Genomic DNA, 15,974 nt, shown 5'->3' on the forward strand with positions numbered 1-15,974 from the left:
AGTACAATATGGCTAAGCCAGGTGTTGAGTTAAATAGTGCGAAAGGTGGCCTTTCGGAGCTGAAAGCGCGTCTGCTGTTTGTCTTGGGCGCAATTATCGTTTTCCGAGCCGGTTCTTTCGTACCAATCCCTGGTATTGACGCCGCTGTACTGGCCGAGCTGTTCGATCAGCAACAGGGCACCATCGTGAGCATGTTCAACATGTTCTCCGGTGGCGCCCTGGAACGCGCCTCCATCCTTGCACTGGGGATCATGCCGTACATTTCGGCGTCGATCATCATGCAGCTTCTGACTGTGGTTCATCCGGCAATGGCTGAACTGAAGAAAGAAGGGGAGGCGGGTCGCCGGAAGATCAGCCAATACACCCGTTACGGGACTCTGGTATTGGCGACCTTCCAGTCGTTCGGTATTGCAACTGGCTTGCCCAACATGATCTCCGGACTGGTGGTCAACCCGGGCCCTGCGTTCTACTTTACCGCAGTGGTTTCCCTGGTGACCGGTACCATGTTCCTGATGTGGTTGGGTGAGCAGATTACCGAGCGTGGCATTGGTAACGGCATTTCCATCATTATCTTCACAGGTATTGTTGCCGGCCTGCCATCGGCGATTGGCCAGACTGCAGAACAAGCGCGTCAAGGTGAACTGCACGTTCTGCTGCTGCTTGTACTTGCGGTAATCATCTTTGCCGTGACCTACTTCGTGGTATTCATGGAGCGCGGACAGCGCCGTATCGTGGTAAATTATGCCAAGCGTCAGCAAGGCCGCCGCGTATTCGCTGCCCAGAGCACCCATTTGCCTCTGAAGGTCAACATGGCTGGTGTGATTCCGCCAATCTTCGCGTCCAGCATCATTTTGTTCCCAGGAACCCTGGCTCAGTGGTTCGGTAACAATGAAGGTCTGCGTTGGTTGTCTGACATCTCTGTAGTGCTGTCCCCAGGTCAGCCGCTGTACGTGATGATCTATGCGGTAGCTATTATCTTCTTCTGTTTCTTCTACACCGCGCTGGTTTTCAACCCACGCGAAACGGCAGATAACCTGAAGAAGTCCGGTGCATTCATTCCTGGTATTCGTCCAGGTGAACAGACCGCCCGTTATATCGATAAAGTGATGACCCGCCTGACTCTGGCTGGTGCCGCTTACATCACCTTTATCTGTCTGATTCCGGAATTCATGATGATCGGCCTGAACGTTCAGTTCTATTTCGGCGGTACATCACTGCTGATTATGGTCGTGGTAATCATGGATTTCATAGCTCAGGTTCAGACTCATATGATGTCTCATCAGTATGATTCTGTTCTGAAAAAAGCGAACCTTAAGGGCTATAGCCGTTAAGTCGCTCTCGACGGAGTAGCAAAATGAAAGTTCGTGCGTCCGTAAAAAAGATGTGTCGTAACTGCAAAGTTATTAAGCGTCACGGCGTTGTACGTGTTATCTGCTCTGAGCCGAAGCACAAGCAGCGTCAAGGTTAATCAGAGATTTCTCTGAGAAAAACCAAAAAACGTAGCGCTAGGCTGACCTCGGTCAGCCTATGCGTTGTTGCAAACTAGTCGATTGTCGAGTATCCTACCGGGCTTTTCACAATCGACCATTGGAATTGAGGAGTGCTATAGTGGCCCGTATCGCTGGCATTAACATTCCTGAGCATAAGCATGCGGTTGTTGCTCTGACCGCCATCTTCGGTGTTGGCCGTACCCGCGCACAGCAGATCTGTGCCGAGGCCGGTATTGCTGAAGATGTGAAGATCAAGGATCTGGACGAATCTACCATCGATAAGGTTCGTGACGTTGTAGGTCAGTTCACCGTTGAAGGTGACCTGCGTCGTGAGATCTCTATGAACATCAAGCGTCTGATGGACCTGGGTTGCTACCGCGGCCTGCGTCATCGTCGTAGTCTGCCACTTCGTGGTCAACGTACTAAGACTAACGCTCGTACCCGTAAGGGTCCGCGTAAGCCGATCAAGAAGTAAGGGGAACTAAGCAATGGCTAAAACTCCTTCTCGTACCCGTAAAAAGGTACGCAAGCAGGTTGCAGACGGTGTGGCCCACGTGCACGCATCTTTCAACAACACAATCGTGACCATCACCGACCGTCAAGGTAACGCTCTGGCATGGGCGACCGCAGGCGGCTCCGGTTTCCGTGGTTCTCGTAAGTCCACTCCGTTCGCTGCACAGGTTGCTGCTGAGCGCTGCGCCGAAATGGCCAAAGAGTATGGTCTGAAGAACCTGGAAGTTGAAGTTAAGGGTCCGGGTCCGGGTCGTGAGTCCTCTATTCGTGCGTTGAATGCTGCGGGTTTCCGCATCACCAACATCACCGATGTGACTCCAATTCCGCACAACGGTTGTCGTCCGCCTAAGAAACGTCGCGTATAACGCCCGTTTCAGGATAGTTGGAGAAAGAACATGGCAAGATATTTGGGTCCTAAGCTCAAGCTAAGCCGTCGTGAAGGTACAGATCTGTTCCTGAAAAGCGGCGTACGAGCAATCGATTCTAAATGTAAGATCGACAATGCACCTGGTCAGCACGGCGCTCGTAAAGCTCGTCTGTCTGACTACGGTCTGCAGCTGCGTGAAAAGCAGAAGGTTCGCCGCATCTACGGTGTACTGGAAAAGCAATTCCGCAACTACTACAAAACTGCTGCTAGCAAGAAAGGCAATACTGGTGAAAACCTGTTGCAGCTGCTAGAAAGTCGTTTGGATAACGTGGTTTACCGCATGGGTTTCGGTGCTACTCGCAACGAAGCACGCCAGCTGGTTAGCCACAAGGCAATCATGGTTAATGGCCGTGTTGTTAACATTCCATCTTTCGTTGTGACTGCTGACGACGTGGTAAGCGTACGTGAGAAAGCTCAGAAGCAAGCTCGTATTAAGGGTGCGCTGGAGCTGGCAGATCAACGTGAGAAGCCGACTTGGATGGAAGTAGACAGCTCTAAGATGGAAGGCACTTTCAAGCGCCTGCCAGAACGTAGCGATCTGTCTGCCGACATCAATGAACAGCTGATCGTCGAGCTTTACTCTAAGTAAGGCTTAACCGTTAAGAGAGGACACAATGCAGGGTTCCGTTACCGATTTTCTTAAGCCACGTCTGGTCGATGTCGTGCAAGTCAACCCCACTCGGGCTAAAGTGACTCTTGAGCCCCTTGAGCGTGGTTTCGGCCACACCTTGGGTAATGCGCTTCGCCGCATTCTGCTTTCTTCTATGCCTGGTTGTGCAGTTACCGAAGTCGAGATCGACGGCGTACTGCACGAGTACAGCAGCAAAGAGGGTGTGCAGGAAGACGTACTTGAGATCCTGTTGAACCTGAAAGGTTTGGCAGTGAAAATCGAAGGTAAGGATGAAGTCACGCTGACTTTGAATAAGTCTGGTGCAGGCCCTGTTACTGCAGGTGACATCACCCATGGTGGTGATGTCGAGATCATGAATCCTGATCACCTCATCTGTACTCTGACCGGTGATGACGCTGAAATCAGCATGCGCATCAAGGTTGAGTGGGGCCGCGGCTATGTGCCTGCGTCTGCCCGTGCTCAATCCGACGAAGACGAGCGTCCTATCGGTCGTCTTCTGGTTGATGCCTCCTTCAGTCCTGTTGTCCGTATCGCCTACAATGTTGAGGCGGCGCGTGTAGAACAGCGTACTGACTTGGATAAGCTGATTATCGACATGCATACCAACGGCACCCTGGATCCTGAAGAAGCGATCCGCCGTTCTGCCACTATTTTGGCCGAGCAACTGGATGCCTTCGTTGAGCTGCGTGACGTAAGCGAACCGGAAGAGAAAGAAGAGAAGCCAGAATTCGATCCAATTCTGCTGCGTCCTGTCGATGATCTGGAACTGACTGTTCGTTCGGCGAACTGCCTGAAAGCAGAAGCCATTCATTATATCGGTGATCTGGTTCAGCGCACTGAAGTTGAGCTGCTTAAGACCCCTAACCTGGGTAAGAAGTCGCTTACTGAAATCAAGGACGTTCTCGCTTCCCGCGGTCTGTCCCTGGGTATGCGGCTTGAAAACTGGCCGCCAGCTTCACTCGCCGACAACATGTAACCAGGTCTGGTAAAGATTTAGGTTAAAAGGATAAGGTCATGCGCCATCGTAAGAGTGGTCGTCAACTGAACCGCAACAGCAGCCACCGCCAAGCTATGTTCCGCAACATGGCTGGTTCTCTGGTACGTCATGAGATCATCAAGACTACCGTGCCAAAGGCGAAAGAACTGCGTCGCGTAGTTGAGCCCCTGATTACACTTGCTAAAACTGACAGCGTCGCCAACCGTCGTCTGGCTTTCGCCCGTACTCGTGACAACGATGTAGTTAGCAAGCTGTTTAATGAGCTGGGTCCTCGCTACCAGGAACGTGCCGGTGGTTACACCCGCATCCTGAAGTGTGGATTCCGTGCCGGTGATAACGCCCCTATGGCGTACATCGAGCTGGTAGACCGCCCCGAGGCGGACGCTACCGAAGAAGCTGCAGCTTCTGAAGAGTAATAGAAAGGCCGGTCACTGACCGGCCTTTTTCTTTTCCCCTCCCGAGAATTCCCCTTTTCCCCGTTGACTACACTTAAGTAGGTTTCTTCCTCTTCGAGGTGCCTATGACCCTGGTGCGGCTGTTGCCTCTGCTCCTCACCCTGATACTGCTGCTGCCTTCGACACTGAGGTCCGACAGCGGCGCTCAAGTGTGGGTGCTGCCCATCCAGGGCGTGATTGGCCCCGCCACCTCAGAACTGCTGCTGAACACCCTTGAGGATGCCGCAAATGCCAACGTCGAACTGCTGGTGTTGGCGATGGACACCCCTGGTGGCCTCGACAGCGCCATGAGGGAGATGATCCAGGGGATCCTCGCCAGCCCGGTGCCTGTGGCGGGATATGTCTCTCCGCCCGGGGCGAGGGCCGCCAGTGCCGGCACCTATTTGCTCTACGCCTGCCATATCGCCGCCATGGCCCCGGCCACCAACCTGGGGGCGGCCACGCCGGTGGCCCTGAGCCCCGGCGCGTCGCCGGCAACACCAAACCCCACCGAGGGTGAGGCACCGGCCCAGGCGCCCTCCAACGAGCAAAGCATGCGCAACAAGGTGGTCAATGACGCGGTGGCTTACATACGTGGTCTGGCTGAGCTCAGGGGACGCAATGTGGAGTGGGCAGAGAGGGCGGTGCGCGAAGGTGCCAGCCTGTCCGCGGTCGATGCCTTGGAGCAGGGGGTGGTGGATATGATGGCCGGGGATCTTGTGGCGCTTGTTGCTGCCCTCGATGGTCACCGGGTCGGTGAGCGCTCGCTAACCACCGCCGGTGCCAGCGTGGTGACCATAGAGCCGGGTTGGCGACATAACTTGCTGCAGGCGCTGACCAACCCCAATGTCGCCCTGCTGCTGTTGATGCTGGGGTTCTATGGCCTGGTGCTGGAGTTCTACAGCCCAGGGGTGGGGTTACCCGCCATCGTCGGCGGCATCAGCCTGCTGCTGGGGCTCTATGCCCTGAATCTGTTGCCCATCAACCTGGCCGGTGCCGGGCTGATGTTGCTGGGGTTGGCGCTGATGGTTACCGAGGCTTTCCTGCCCAGCTTCGGCCTGTTCGGCATCGGCGGCGTGGTGGCCTTCCTCGCCGGAGCCCTGCTGTTGATGGATACCGACGTGCCAGAGTTGCAACTTGCCATGCCTCTGGTGAGTGCGGTGGCGGTGGCCTCGGCGTTGTTCACCATACTGGTGCTGCGGATGGCCCTGCGCAGTCGCAACCAGGTAGTGGTAACCGGAGTGCAGACCCTGGTCGGTAAACGCGTAGCCGTGGACGAGCGGCTGCGCTCCCAGGGGATGGTCGAACTGGGGGGCGAACTGTGGCAGGCCCGGTGCGAAGGCGAGATAACCGGCTCCAGTGCCACAGTGGTGGCCGTGGAAGGGCTGACTCTGGTGTTGGCCGACAAGGAGAATAACCATGATGGCTGAGAACTTCACCTCCTACTTCACCCTGACCCTGGCGTTTCTGATTCTGGCGCTGCTGATCAGCACCTTTCGTATCCTACGCGAGTATGAGCGGGGAGTGATCTTCCTGCTGGGACGCTTCTATCGGGTCAAGGGACCGGGTCTTATCATCGTCATCCCCATAGTGCAGCAGATGGTGCGGGTCGACCTGCGAACCCTGGTGATGGATGTGCCCACCCAGGACGTGATCTCCCGGGATAACGTGTCGGTGCGGGTCAATGCGGTGGTGTACTACCGGGTGGTGGATCCGGAGAAGGCGATCAACCAGGTGGAGGAGTACCATGAGGCCACCAGTCAGTTGTCTCAGACCACCCTGAGATCGGTGCTGGGCCAGCATGAGTTGGATGAGATGCTGTCTCAGCGGGAGGTGCTCAATGCGGACATTCAGCGGATTCTGGATAAGCAGACCGACGTGTGGGGCATCAAGGTGTCCAATGTGGAGATCAAACACGTGGATCTGGACGAGTCGATGATTCGCGCCATCGCCCGTCAGGCGGAGGCGGAGCGGGTTCGTCGGGCCAAGGTGATTCACGCCACCGGTGAGCACGAATCTGCCGACAAACTGGCCGAAGCGGCGTCAGTGCTGGCTCAAGAGTCCGGCGCCTTGCAGCTTAGATACCTGCAAACCCTGACGGAGATTGCCGGCGACAAGTCCAGCACCATCGTCTTCCCTTTGCCCATGGAACTGGCCGACTGGCTGTCAAAAAACAAAAAGGCCGGTGAGTGACCGGCCTTGGTAGTGCGTCTGGGGTGCCCTTAGTAGGTGCCGCCCTCAGTCTGTGACGCGTCGTAGTCGAGTTTTTCGTGCTTCTTGCCCATGGCCTCGGCCACTTCCGGCGGCATGTAATTCTCGTCGTGTTTGGCCAGTACTTCGGTGGCGTCAATGACGGCGAACTCATTCATCGGGCCCTGGGCGACGATGCCCTGTCCTTCACGGAACAGATCCGGCAGCATGCCATCGTAACGGATGGTCACCGCGGGGCCGGTATCGGCGATCTGGAACTCCACCTTGAGGCTTTCCGGGTCGCGCTTCACCGAGCCAGGGACCACCATGCCGCCGATGCGGATGCGTTGGCCAATCTCGGGCTTGATGCCGGTGCCCTCTTTGCCCAGATGAATTTCTGAGGCGGTGTAGAACAGGTCCAGATTACTGTTCAGTGCGTACAGCAGCAGGGAGGCGATGGCCGCAACACCGCCGATCAGTGCCGAGGCGAACACCAGGCGTTTTTTACGTCTTGGATTCATACCGCTTTGCTCCTGTGTTGACGCAGACGCTCTTCTCGGGCCTGCTTTTGGCTGATCTGTTTAATGACTCGCTTTCGCTGGGAGAGGCAACTTACCACTAACAACCCCAGGGCAGCAAATGCCACGCCATAGGCCAGCCAGACGAAGAAGGCGTAGCCGCCCATATCCACAAACTCTGACAGGCCGGCAAATTGGAAGTTCCAGTTCATTAGCGTTTCTCCTCAGCAGCAACAAGGTCGCGAACCCAGGGACGCATGGCGTTGCGGGCCAGCACCTCGGCGCGGAAGCGCAAAATGGTCAGTGCGCCGATCATCATGGCAAAGCCAAAGATGTTCAACAGCAGTGGAATCAGCATCTCCGGAGGCATAGCGTTGCTCTTGCCTACGGTGATGGCGTTGGGCTGATGGAGGGTGTTCCACCACTCAACGGAGTACTTGATGATGGGCAGGTTGATGGAGCCCACAATGGCCAGGATGCCGGCGGCCTTGGCTGCCAGGACCTTGTCCTCGAACGAGGCGTACAGGGCAATCACGCCCAGGTAGAGGAATAGCAGCACCAACTCGGAGGTCAGGCGCGCATCCCATACCCACCAGGTTCCCCACATGGGCTTGCCCCAGGTGGCGCCGGTGAACAGGGCGATAAAGGTCAGCACGGCGCCGATGGGGGCGATGGCGGCTGCGGCGATGTCGGCCAGTTTGATCTGCCACACCAGGCCAATGAAGGCCGCAATGGCCATGGCGAAGTAGGCGGACATCGACATGGAGGCCGCAGGCACGTGAATAAAGATGATGCGGTAGGAGTTACCCTGCTGGTAATCCACCGGAGCGAAACCCAGGCCCAATACAGTGCCTGTGCCGATCAGCAGTACCGCCAGGATGGCAAACCAGGGCAGCATCTTGCCGGCCAGTTGGTACGCCTTCTCAGGGTTGGCGTAGGGGTGAAGCCATTTCCACATATCAGTTTGTACTCACTCTCAAAGAGGCCCCGATTGCGACGGGAGCCAGGACCAAAGCGCCCACCAGCATCGCTGCCAGTATAGACAGGTGGCCGGTGTAGGGCAGGTTCATGCCCGCAGCGTCTATCGCGCTGGTGGCAAAAATCAGTACTGGAATATAGAGGGGCAGGATCAGCAGGCTGATCAGCACGCCACCTTTGCGTAAGCCTACCGTCAAAGCGGCGCCAATGGCACCCAACAGGCTCAGAATCGGAGTGCCCAGGGCCAGGGTCGACATCAGGGCACCGTAACTGTTGCTTTCCAGGTGCAGCAGGGTGGCCAGCAATGGAGAGGCTACGATCAGAGGCACACCGGTGACGATCCAGTGAGCCAGTACCTTGGCCAGCACCATCAGAGACAGTGGCTGGGGGCTGAGCATCATCTGCTCCAGGGAGCCGTCGGCGTAATCGGTCTTAAACAGGCGCTCCAGGGACAGCATGGCGGAGAGCAAAGCGGCCACCCAGATGATCCCCGGGGCGATGCGCGCCAGCACCTGAGGTTCAGGGCCGATCCCCAGGGGGAACAGGCTCACCACGATAAAGAAGAACATAAGCGGGTTGAAGATGTCGTTGCGGTGACGGAAGGCCACCTGCAGATCCCGCTTCAGGACCGTATTGAAGGCCCGGCTATAGCTTACATCTCGGCTCATTGTCGGACCCCTAGTCAAATTGGTACTCAAGACGCAGCTTCTTCAGCCGGTCCGGCCCCACCAGTTGCAGATCCTGGTGGGTAGTAAGAATGACGCAACCGCCACGGCTGGCGTGGTCGAGGAACAGCTGCTCCAGTTCGGCCACACCGCGTTTGTCGATGGCGGTCAGGGGTTCGTCTACAATCCAGATGCGCGCTTCACTGTGCCACAGTCGGGCCAGGGCGATACGGCGGTGCTGGCCTGCGGAGAGGTGACCGGCAGGGTGCTCTTCGAAGCCGGTGAGGTTCACCTTGGCCAGGGTGGCGCGGATGTCCACCTCGTTATAGCCGGCGATGCTCAGGTTGAACGCAAGATTCTCTTCGGCGGTCAGTTCGCTCTTTACTCCGGGCAGGTGGCCCAGATAGAGCAGGTCTTCGTGAAAGTCGTCTCGTACGTCGCTGGTGGGGGAGCCTTTGTAATGCACATCCCCAGCGTAGGGGCGGGAGAGGCCAGCCAGGATCCGCAGCAGGCTGGTTTTGCCGGCGCCGTTGGGGCCCTCAATCTGGATAATGTCGCCGCCGCGTACGTCGAAGCTGAGGCCGTCGAACAGGATCCGCTCTTCGCGGATACAGGTAAGCTCTTCGGCGCTGAGTAGTATTTCGCTGTCCTGCATTCTCTCGTATTCACACCTGAACTGATTGAAGGCGATTCTACCATACTGGGTACAAGTTAACTTGGGCTTGCTCCCATTCTTAACAACTGCTAGGGCGCGCTGGATCACATGGCCTGGCAGCGGGGCAGAATATGGCCCTTTTTAAGCGAATTAACAAATGATTAGCTTCTATGACTCTCAATAAGGTGGATTAGTTGCATCCCACCTCCAAGAATGGTGATTTATATCAAAAAAAGATGAACGCCTGTGAGGTATGTGTTATTTTAATATCGAGCTTGACTGTGAACGCATATCACTCAAGTTAATAAAAAATGTCAACAATTTGGAACGAAGTAGCATGAAAAAGATTATCGCTTTTGCTGCAGTAGCTATGCTGGCTTCTGCTCCCGGTGTGATGGCTCAGGAAGGTGAAGCTGTATACAACAAGGCCTGCCAGACCTGCCACGCCATGGGCATTGCCGGTGCTCCTAAGCTGAACGACGCTGCCGCCTGGGAGCCTCGCATGGCCAAGGGCATGGATAATCTGGTCCAGAGTGTTAAGAGTGGCCTGAACGCCATGCCCCCAGGTGGTATGTGCATGGATTGCAGCGACGAAGACTACAAAGCTGCCATCGAGTTCATGGCTGAGAAGAAGTAATCCAGACCAGATTGTTAAAAGGGGCCCGCACCGTGCGGGCCTTTTTATTGCTTGAATCTGCTGGCAATCGGATAACAAAAAGGGCCCCAAAGGGCCCTTGTTCATTTCTGGCGTAAGAAAACCTGACGCTTGATTCGGTTTTACTGAATCTGGGTGTCGATCACCACCTGAACATCGCTGCCCAGGGCGGCACTGTCCAGTCGGCCCACCAGGTCGCCGGGGGTGGCACCAGGGTTGGAGTCGTGGTTGACCACCACTTCAATGGACACCGCCTGCTGGCTGCTCAGCAGCATCTCCGGGGTCATGGCGTCGCTGTCTTTCAGCACTACCAGGGTGGGCAGGTCAGACAGTTTCAGGCGCTTCACCGCCACCGGCATCATGCCGCCGCTGATGGGGCGTGCCATCACCAGAACGCTGGCGCCGGGCTGAGCCTTGGCGGCCATCGCTTCATCCAGAGACACGGAGACGTGGATGCTCTTGGCCTTGGCCTCCACATCCTTGTTCAGCTCGGGGTTGTCGACGCTGTCGGTACCCAGGAAGCTCTTGGCCTGCATGATGGCGGCCTGGATGGCAGAGCGGTCAAAGTCATCGCGGGGGCTGGTGAGCAGGATCTCCCAGTGACGGATGGCATCTTCATAGTTTGCGTTGAAGAAGGAATCCATACCCAGTAGCAGTCGGGTGGAGGGATCCTTGAAGTCGCTCTCCAGGGCTTCCTTGATCACCGCGTCGATCTCTGGGGTCATCTTCTCGTCAGCCAGGTAGTACATGGCAGTGGCGCGAGGGCCCAGGAGTTCGGCGTGACGGCCAACCAGCTCCATGACGGTATCGAAGGCGGCAACGGCCTTCTGATACTGGCCGCCGGAGATGTAGGCATGGCCCAGGGAGAACCAGGCCTGGCTGTTGTCAGGTTCGTTCATCACCGTGCTTTCCATCTGGGCGATGCGCATCTGCTGCATCTGCTCAGGGGTCATACCCTGGTGAGGGTTGGATTGCTGCGCGGATTCGGGGCGGGCGTTCTGCCACTCGTCGAAACGACCCAGTTCCATGTAGCTGTAGCCGGAGATGACCAGGACGATGACGCTGATCAGCACGGGCCACAGAGGGCCGCGACTGTTGTCGGTAATGGCGGAGCTCTCTCCGTCATCCACGTCCTGCAGCAGGTTCATTTCCTGCTCCTGCTTGAGGGTTTCAAACTCCGCCTCGGTCAGGCGGCCCTCCTGCTTATCTACCTCCAGTTCGGCAATACGCTCGTTAAACAGTTTTACGTTGGTTTGCGTGCGTAGCTCAGTCTGCTGGGCCCCTTTTGCGGTACGTCGGAAAAAGGGCAGCCAAACCAAGAGCAGAGCCAGTGCGGTCAGTGCCGCGATTGCGATCCAAAAAGTCGTCATAGCTGCTTCTGTAGTCTGTGATGTGCGTAAGTCGTGGAGTGTTTCGCAGTCAGGGGCGCGTCACACCAACTTAAAAAAATTTGCAGATGGATTATACGGCAACCACGTTCAATCGCCATAGCTGCATAAATCTGACCTTGGCGAAGCACCGCAATTGAGGTAGGGGTCACATAATGTAAATCTAATACAACAATGGCGGAAACTTTTTGTAAGCTGCCTCGTCAAAGGCCACAGCACCGTCAGGGCATGCGCATGGCGCGTGGGTGTGAGCTACATCGTTTTAAGCGTGATTAAAGGCAGACAAGCAGCGCAACTCTGCCTAAAATGGCGTCAATGAGCACTGTTCGGCTGAGCGAGTTGGGCGCGCAGCCGTATATGGATACATTCCCTCGCAGAGGTAATTCATGGTTCCGGAACTAGGACATTACGCACTCATTATCGGCATGGCGTTCGCCGCCATCATGTCGATCGTCCCCTTAGTGGGCGTGGCAAGGCGAGACGCCTTCCTGGTGAGTTACAGCCGGCCTTTGGCATACGGCACATTTCTCTTTATGGGTCTCGCGGTAGTGGCTTTGGGCTACGCCTTCGTTACCGACGATTTCTCCGTGGCCTATGTGGCTCACAACTCCAATAGCCACCTGCCGACGCCGTTCAAGATCGCCGCCATCTGGGGTGGTCACGAAGGTTCACTGCTGTTCTGGGTGTTCTCCATGGCAGTATGGAGTGCCGCCGTTGCTCTGTTCAGCCGCAACCTGGACGACGCCTTTGTGGCTCGGGTTCTGGCCATCTTGGGCATGGTCACTCTGGGTTTCTGCCTGTTTATGTTGCTGACCTCCAGCCCATTCGAGCGCTTCCTGCCGATGGTGCCTGCTGAGGGGCGTGACCTGAACCCGATGCTGCAGGATGTGGGTCTGATCTTCCACCCACCCATGCTGTATCTGGGGTATGTAGGTTTCTCCGTGGCCTTCGCTTTCGCCATCGCGGCATTGCTGAGCGGCCGGTTGGACTCCGCCTGGGCCCGATGGTCCCGTCCCTGGACTCTGGCCGCCTGGATCTTCCTGACCGGCGGTATCTCCCTGGGTTCCTGGTGGGCTTACTATGAGCTTGGCTGGGGTGGCTGGTGGTTCTGGGATCCGGTAGAAAACGCCTCCTTTATGCCCTGGCTGGTGGGCACCGCCCTGTTGCACTCGCTGATTGTGACCGAGAAGCGGGGAACCTTCCGTAACTGGACCATCCTGCTGGCGATTTTCACCTTCTCCCTCAGCCTGCTGGGTACCTTCCTGGTGCGTTCCGGCGTACTGACTTCGGTGCACTCCTTTGCCGCTGACCCCACCCGGGGCATGGCGATCCTGGGCTTGCTGGGCCTGGCCATCGGCGGCTCCCTGACCCTGTTCGCGGTAAGGGCGACCGAGTTTGCCAGCCCGGCCAAGTTCGAGTTGTTCTCCAAAGAGACCATGATGCTTGGCTGTAACATCCTGCTGGTGGTTGCCACAGGCTCTGTACTGCTGGGTACCCTCTACCCACTGCTGGGCGATGCCCTGGGTCTGGGTAAAATCTCCGTAGGTCCTCCGTACTTCAACACCGTATTCAACCCCATAGTCCTGGTGCTCTTTGTGCTAATGGGCATAGGGCCGGTGATTCGATGGAAGAAAGCCAAAGATACCGAAACCCGCCAACTGATGGTGCCTGCGGTTGTGGCCCTGGTTGCCGGTCTGGCGACGCCTTTCATCATCGACGGCAAGATGAACCTGTGGGTCAGCGCCGGTGTGGCCACCGCAGTGTGGATTGTGCTGACCCTGATGCTGGATCTGTACAACAAGACCAGGGAAGCCAACGGCGGCTTCACCACCAAGCGTCTGAGCCGCAGCGTCTGGGGCATGCAGTTCGCTCACCTGGGTATTGCCATGGCGATCATCGGTGCGGCCATGGTGTCCCACTACGCCGAAGAGAAATCCGTGCGCATGGGGCCTGGCAAGAGCCATGAACTGGCGGGCTACACCTTCACCTATGAAGAGACCCGTATGGTTCAGGGCCCTAACTACACCGCGGAGCAGGGTCGTATCACTGTGATGCAGGATGGTGAGCTGGTGACCACCCTGTACCCGGATCGTCGTAAGTACAATGTACGGACCATGGACATGACCGAAGCCGGCATCGACTGGGGCTTCTTCCGCGATCTGTACGTGACCATGGGTGATCCCCTGGACTCCACCGACTACGCCGTGCGCCTGAACTACAAGCCCATGGTGCGCTGGATCTGGTTTGGCAGTATCCTGATGATGATCGGCGGTACCCTGGCAGCGACCGATAAGCGAGCTCGCAGCCGTAAGAGTGCCCCTGTCGACGAAGCACAAGTGGCGACTGCCTGAGGTTAGAGTAGAGCTATGAAACGCGCGTTACTGTTTATCCCCCTGCTGATCTTCATCGGCATGGCGGTGTTCCTGTACAAGGGGTTGTTCCTCAACCCCAAGGAGCTGGATTCTGCCCTTGAGGGCAAGCCGGTACCCACTTTTACCCTGGAGTCTCTGGAAGACGCCCAGGTCACCATCACCAACAAGGATCTGGAAGGTGAGGTGTATCTGCTGAATGTGTGGGCCACCTGGTGTCCCTCCTGTAAGTATGAGCACCCCTTCTTGAACAAGTTGTCCAGAAAGGGTGATATCCCCATCTACGGCATCAACTACCGTGATGAGCGGGGGCTGGCCCTGCGCTATCTGGCCAACAGCGGTGACCCCTACACCAAGAACCTGTATGACCCAGAGGGTAAGCTGGGTCTGGATCTGGGGGTGTATGGTGCACCTGAAACCTTCGTGGTGGATCACAACGGGGTCGTTCGCTATCGCTTTGCCGGTGTCCTCGGTCCGCAGAACTGGGCCGAGACCTTTATGCCGATGATCGCCGAGCTGCGCCGTGAAGCGGCGGCCGCCAAGGGAGGTGCGTGATGAAAGCTCTGTTGAAGTGGTTCTCCAGTGCTATCTGTCTGTTGCTGGTGGCGGGGGCGGTACACGCCACCCCCATTGACACCTACGAGTTTAAGAGCGTGGAGAACAAGGAGCGTGGGCTGCAGCTGGCCAACGAGCTGCGTTGTCCCCAGTGTCAGAACCAGAATCTGATCGACTCCAACTCCCCGGTCGCCCGTGACCTGCGCCTGAAGGTGTATGCCATGGTGGACGAGGGTAAGAGCAACGATGAGATCGTCAACTATATGACCGACCGCTACGGCGATTTCGTTCGCTACCGTCCCGCCTTTGACAACCGCACCCTGGTGCTGTGGCTGGGCCCGGTGGCCTTTGCCGCTGTCGGCCTCGGTGTGGGCTTGCTGTTCATTCGTGCTCAGCGTCAGAAGAGTGCCAAGGCTGCGACGGCGATGACCGATGCAGACCGTGAGCGTCTGGCGAAGATGCTCAAGGAGAAACAGGGCTGATGCGAGGCCTGATTCTTATGCTGGCGCTGCTCACGGGCAGCGCCTTCGGTTTCCCTGGAATGAACCAGGCTGGAGACGACCCTGCACTGCAGAGATTCGTTCAGCTCACCTTTCCTCAGGATCTGGACGTCATTGAGCTGAAAGACCTTGAGGGCGAGGCGGTTCCCTTGTCCAGCTATAAGGGTAAGGTGGTTGTCCTGAACCTGTGGGCGACCTGGTGCCCACCCTGTGTTCGTGAGCTTCCCTCTCTGGCACGATTCCGCACCAAGCTGGAGAGTCAGGGGGCGGTAGTGCTTCCGGTGGCCATCGATCGCGATCCCGCGGTGGTCGCTCCTTTCCTTAAGGAGCTTGGCCTGGAGTCCTTCTCCACCCTGTATGACACCACCGACGCGGTGGGCCAGGTGTTGCCGACGGATCTGGTGCCAGCCACCTTTATCCTCAATGAGCAGGGACAACTGGTGGCCTTTGTTCGCAGCTTTGTGGATTGGGATAATCCCAAGGTACAGCAGCTGATAGAGAACTACCTCGACAAGTAGACGGTCGAAAAACAATCTGAAAAGCACCCGGAAGGGTGCTTTTGTCTATTCTCTGCTCGTTCGATCGAAAATGATCTTTTTAGGGGTTGCCAAGAAAAAATCCCTCCCTATAATGCGCTCCTCGTTGACCGGGCAAAAAGCCGATAAGGCAGAAACATGATGGTTAACAAGGCGTCAGCCACTAAGAAAACACTGGGCCCAACGGCTTTAGTCGATAACTTAAGTGGTGAAAACGACGCTTAGCTTTCAGTGAATGCTCCAAGCCTTCATAAGTAAAGCGAAACGCCTCAAGCGGCAACTTGGAAAAGTTTGCAATTAGGGCTTGACGGCCACGGAGAGTCGCGTAGAATGCGCCTCCTGTCTCGATGAGAGACACGCTCTTTAACAATTAGTCAGACAATCTGTGTGGGCACTCGCGCAGGATTGATATCTCATATATCAATGTTGCACTGAGTGACTATAACAAGTTAATTCAGTAATTCATTGAGTCG

General features: G+C 56.7%; 20 protein-coding genes. 14 read left to right on the forward strand and 6 right to left on the reverse strand.

Features of this window, described 5'->3' with window-relative positions; genetic code table 11:
* Positions 1–8: 8 nt before the first annotated feature.
* From secY to G505_RS0117270, 9 genes are all read left to right on the forward strand, one after another.
* Positions 9–1,331 (forward strand): preprotein translocase subunit SecY, encoded by a 1,323-nt coding sequence (secY, locus tag G505_RS0117235; protein ID WP_028110676.1) that lies wholly within the window; start codon positions 9–11, stop codon positions 1,329–1,331.
* Positions 1,332–1,354: 23 nt separating this feature from the next.
* On the forward strand, positions 1,355–1,468 hold the full coding sequence (gene rpmJ, locus G505_RS22875; RefSeq protein WP_083938388.1) for a 50S ribosomal protein L36: 114 nt from the start codon (positions 1,355–1,357) through the stop codon (positions 1,466–1,468).
* A 140-nt stretch (positions 1,469–1,608) separates the two neighbouring features.
* Positions 1,609–1,965 carry a 30S ribosomal protein S13 gene (gene rpsM / locus G505_RS0117240; protein ID WP_028110677.1) on the forward strand — a complete coding sequence of 119 codons (357 nt, stop codon included), beginning with the start codon at positions 1,609–1,611 and terminating at the stop codon, positions 1,963–1,965.
* A gap of 13 nt (positions 1,966–1,978) precedes the next feature.
* Positions 1,979–2,368, forward strand: coding sequence for a 30S ribosomal protein S11 (gene rpsK / locus G505_RS0117245; RefSeq protein WP_028110678.1), 390 nt, complete (start codon positions 1,979–1,981; stop codon positions 2,366–2,368).
* A gap of 30 nt (positions 2,369–2,398) precedes the next feature.
* Positions 2,399–3,019 carry a 30S ribosomal protein S4 gene (rpsD, locus tag G505_RS0117250; protein WP_028110679.1) on the forward strand — a complete coding sequence of 207 codons (621 nt, stop codon included), beginning with the start codon at positions 2,399–2,401 and terminating at the stop codon, positions 3,017–3,019.
* A gap of 25 nt (positions 3,020–3,044) precedes the next feature.
* Positions 3,045–4,037 carry a DNA-directed RNA polymerase subunit alpha gene (locus G505_RS0117255; RefSeq protein WP_028110680.1) on the forward strand — a complete coding sequence of 331 codons (993 nt, stop codon included), beginning with the start codon at positions 3,045–3,047 and terminating at the stop codon, positions 4,035–4,037.
* 38 nt (positions 4,038–4,075) lie between these two features.
* Positions 4,076–4,474, forward strand: coding sequence for a 50S ribosomal protein L17 (gene rplQ, locus G505_RS0117260; protein ID WP_028110681.1), 399 nt, complete (start codon positions 4,076–4,078; stop codon positions 4,472–4,474).
* A 104-nt stretch (positions 4,475–4,578) separates the two neighbouring features.
* Entirely contained in the window at positions 4,579–5,922 is a 1,344-nt protein-coding gene (locus G505_RS0117265; protein ID WP_028110682.1) for an NfeD family protein, read from the forward strand.
* On the forward strand, positions 5,912–6,685 hold the full coding sequence (locus G505_RS0117270) for a slipin family protein (protein WP_051216398.1): 774 nt from the start codon (positions 5,912–5,914) through the stop codon (positions 6,683–6,685). The genes G505_RS0117265 and G505_RS0117270 overlap by 11 nt, the downstream gene beginning before the upstream one ends.
* 29 nt (positions 6,686–6,714) lie before the next feature.
* Here G505_RS0117270 and ccmE read toward each other — a convergent pair whose 3' ends face one another.
* The 5 genes from ccmE to ccmA are packed head-to-tail and all read right to left on the reverse strand — an operon-like array spanning position 6,715 to position 9,498.
* The gene (gene ccmE / locus G505_RS0117275; RefSeq protein WP_028110684.1) at positions 6,715–7,203 is read right to left on the reverse strand and encodes a cytochrome c maturation protein CcmE; all 489 of its coding nucleotides are present in this window, start codon (positions 7,201–7,203) and stop codon (positions 6,715–6,717) included.
* Positions 7,200–7,412, reverse strand: coding sequence for a heme exporter protein CcmD (gene ccmD, locus G505_RS0117280; RefSeq protein ID WP_028110685.1), 213 nt, complete (start codon positions 7,410–7,412; stop codon positions 7,200–7,202). Before ccmD ends, ccmE begins: the two co-directional genes overlap by 4 nt.
* Positions 7,412–8,158, reverse strand: a complete 747-nt coding sequence (locus G505_RS0117285) for a heme ABC transporter permease (protein WP_028110686.1) — start codon at positions 8,156–8,158, stop codon at positions 7,412–7,414. The genes ccmD and G505_RS0117285 overlap by 1 nt, the downstream gene beginning before the upstream one ends.
* Position 8,159: 1 nt before the next feature.
* The gene (gene ccmB / locus G505_RS0117290) at positions 8,160–8,846 is read right to left on the reverse strand and encodes a heme exporter protein CcmB (RefSeq protein WP_028110687.1); all 687 of its coding nucleotides are present in this window, start codon (positions 8,844–8,846) and stop codon (positions 8,160–8,162) included.
* A 10-nt stretch (positions 8,847–8,856) separates the two neighbouring features.
* The gene (ccmA, locus tag G505_RS0117295) at positions 8,857–9,498 is read right to left on the reverse strand and encodes a cytochrome c biogenesis heme-transporting ATPase CcmA (RefSeq protein ID WP_028110688.1); all 642 of its coding nucleotides are present in this window, start codon (positions 9,496–9,498) and stop codon (positions 8,857–8,859) included.
* Positions 9,499–9,835: 337 nt separating this feature from the next.
* Between ccmA and G505_RS0117300 the strand changes: the two genes are divergently transcribed.
* On the forward strand, positions 9,836–10,135 hold the full coding sequence (locus G505_RS0117300; protein WP_028110689.1) for a c-type cytochrome: 300 nt from the start codon (positions 9,836–9,838) through the stop codon (positions 10,133–10,135).
* A 140-nt stretch (positions 10,136–10,275) separates the two neighbouring features.
* On the opposite strand, the gene ccmI is transcribed toward G505_RS0117300, so the two are convergent.
* On the reverse strand, positions 10,276–11,523 hold the full coding sequence (gene ccmI / locus G505_RS0117305; protein ID WP_028110690.1) for a c-type cytochrome biogenesis protein CcmI: 1,248 nt from the start codon (positions 11,521–11,523) through the stop codon (positions 10,276–10,278).
* Positions 11,524–11,927: 404 nt separating this feature from the next.
* On the opposite strand from ccmI, the gene G505_RS0117310 reads away from it, so the two are divergent.
* Genes G505_RS0117310 through G505_RS0117325 form a run of 4 tightly spaced genes read left to right on the forward strand, consistent with a single transcriptional unit; the run spans position 11,928 to position 15,483 of the window.
* Entirely contained in the window at positions 11,928–13,892 is a 1,965-nt protein-coding gene (locus G505_RS0117310) for a heme lyase CcmF/NrfE family subunit (protein WP_028110691.1), read from the forward strand.
* 15 nt (positions 13,893–13,907) lie between these two features.
* Positions 13,908–14,465 (forward strand): DsbE family thiol:disulfide interchange protein, encoded by a 558-nt coding sequence (locus G505_RS0117315; RefSeq protein ID WP_028110692.1) that lies wholly within the window; start codon positions 13,908–13,910, stop codon positions 14,463–14,465.
* Positions 14,465–14,947 carry a heme lyase NrfEFG subunit NrfF gene (nrfF, locus tag G505_RS0117320; RefSeq protein WP_028110693.1) on the forward strand — a complete coding sequence of 161 codons (483 nt, stop codon included), beginning with the start codon at positions 14,465–14,467 and terminating at the stop codon, positions 14,945–14,947. The genes G505_RS0117315 and nrfF overlap by 1 nt, the downstream gene beginning before the upstream one ends.
* Complete coding sequence (locus G505_RS0117325) at positions 14,947–15,483, forward strand: TlpA family protein disulfide reductase (RefSeq protein WP_028110694.1); 537 nt, start codon at positions 14,947–14,949, stop codon at positions 15,481–15,483. The genes nrfF and G505_RS0117325 overlap by 1 nt, the downstream gene beginning before the upstream one ends.
* Positions 15,484–15,974: the final 491 nt, after the last annotated feature.

The organism is Ferrimonas futtsuensis DSM 18154 (assembly GCF_000422645.1).
Taxonomy (GTDB): domain Bacteria; phylum Pseudomonadota; class Gammaproteobacteria; order Enterobacterales; family Shewanellaceae; genus Ferrimonas; species Ferrimonas futtsuensis.

What these genes read in the sequence shown, in the direction of transcription:
- G505_RS0117310 (WP_028110691.1), top strand. Translation starts at nt 11,928, where the DNA reads ATGGTTCCGGAACTAGGACATTACGCACTCATTATCGGCATGGCGTTC.
- rplQ (WP_028110681.1), top strand. Translation starts at nt 4,076, where the DNA reads ATGCGCCATCGTAAGAGTGGTCGTCAACTGAACCGCAACAGCAGCCAC.
- ccmE (WP_028110684.1), bottom strand. Translation starts at nt 7,203, where the DNA reads ATGAATCCAAGACGTAAAAAACGCCTGGTGTTCGCCTCGGCACTGATC.
- secY (WP_028110676.1), top strand. Translation starts at nt 9, where the DNA reads ATGGCTAAGCCAGGTGTTGAGTTAAATAGTGCGAAAGGTGGCCTTTCG.
- G505_RS0117325 (WP_028110694.1), top strand. Translation starts at nt 14,947, where the DNA reads ATGCGAGGCCTGATTCTTATGCTGGCGCTGCTCACGGGCAGCGCCTTC.
- nrfF (WP_028110693.1), top strand. Translation starts at nt 14,465, where the DNA reads ATGAAAGCTCTGTTGAAGTGGTTCTCCAGTGCTATCTGTCTGTTGCTG.
- rpsK (WP_028110678.1), top strand. Translation starts at nt 1,979, where the DNA reads ATGGCTAAAACTCCTTCTCGTACCCGTAAAAAGGTACGCAAGCAGGTT.
- G505_RS0117315 (WP_028110692.1), top strand. Translation starts at nt 13,908, where the DNA reads ATGAAACGCGCGTTACTGTTTATCCCCCTGCTGATCTTCATCGGCATG.
- rpmJ (WP_083938388.1), top strand. Translation starts at nt 1,355, where the DNA reads ATGAAAGTTCGTGCGTCCGTAAAAAAGATGTGTCGTAACTGCAAAGTT.
- ccmD (WP_028110685.1), bottom strand. Translation starts at nt 7,412, where the DNA reads ATGAACTGGAACTTCCAATTTGCCGGCCTGTCAGAGTTTGTGGATATG.
- G505_RS0117255 (WP_028110680.1), top strand. Translation starts at nt 3,045, where the DNA reads ATGCAGGGTTCCGTTACCGATTTTCTTAAGCCACGTCTGGTCGATGTC.
- G505_RS0117285 (WP_028110686.1), bottom strand. Translation starts at nt 8,158, where the DNA reads ATGTGGAAATGGCTTCACCCCTACGCCAACCCTGAGAAGGCGTACCAA.
- ccmI (WP_028110690.1), bottom strand. Translation starts at nt 11,523, where the DNA reads ATGACGACTTTTTGGATCGCAATCGCGGCACTGACCGCACTGGCTCTG.
- rpsD (WP_028110679.1), top strand. Translation starts at nt 2,399, where the DNA reads ATGGCAAGATATTTGGGTCCTAAGCTCAAGCTAAGCCGTCGTGAAGGT.
- ccmB (WP_028110687.1), bottom strand. Translation starts at nt 8,846, where the DNA reads ATGAGCCGAGATGTAAGCTATAGCCGGGCCTTCAATACGGTCCTGAAG.
- G505_RS0117300 (WP_028110689.1), top strand. Translation starts at nt 9,836, where the DNA reads ATGAAAAAGATTATCGCTTTTGCTGCAGTAGCTATGCTGGCTTCTGCT.
- ccmA (WP_028110688.1), bottom strand. Translation starts at nt 9,498, where the DNA reads ATGCAGGACAGCGAAATACTACTCAGCGCCGAAGAGCTTACCTGTATC.
- G505_RS0117265 (WP_028110682.1), top strand. Translation starts at nt 4,579, where the DNA reads ATGACCCTGGTGCGGCTGTTGCCTCTGCTCCTCACCCTGATACTGCTG.
- G505_RS0117270 (WP_051216398.1), top strand. Translation starts at nt 5,912, where the DNA reads ATGATGGCTGAGAACTTCACCTCCTACTTCACCCTGACCCTGGCGTTT.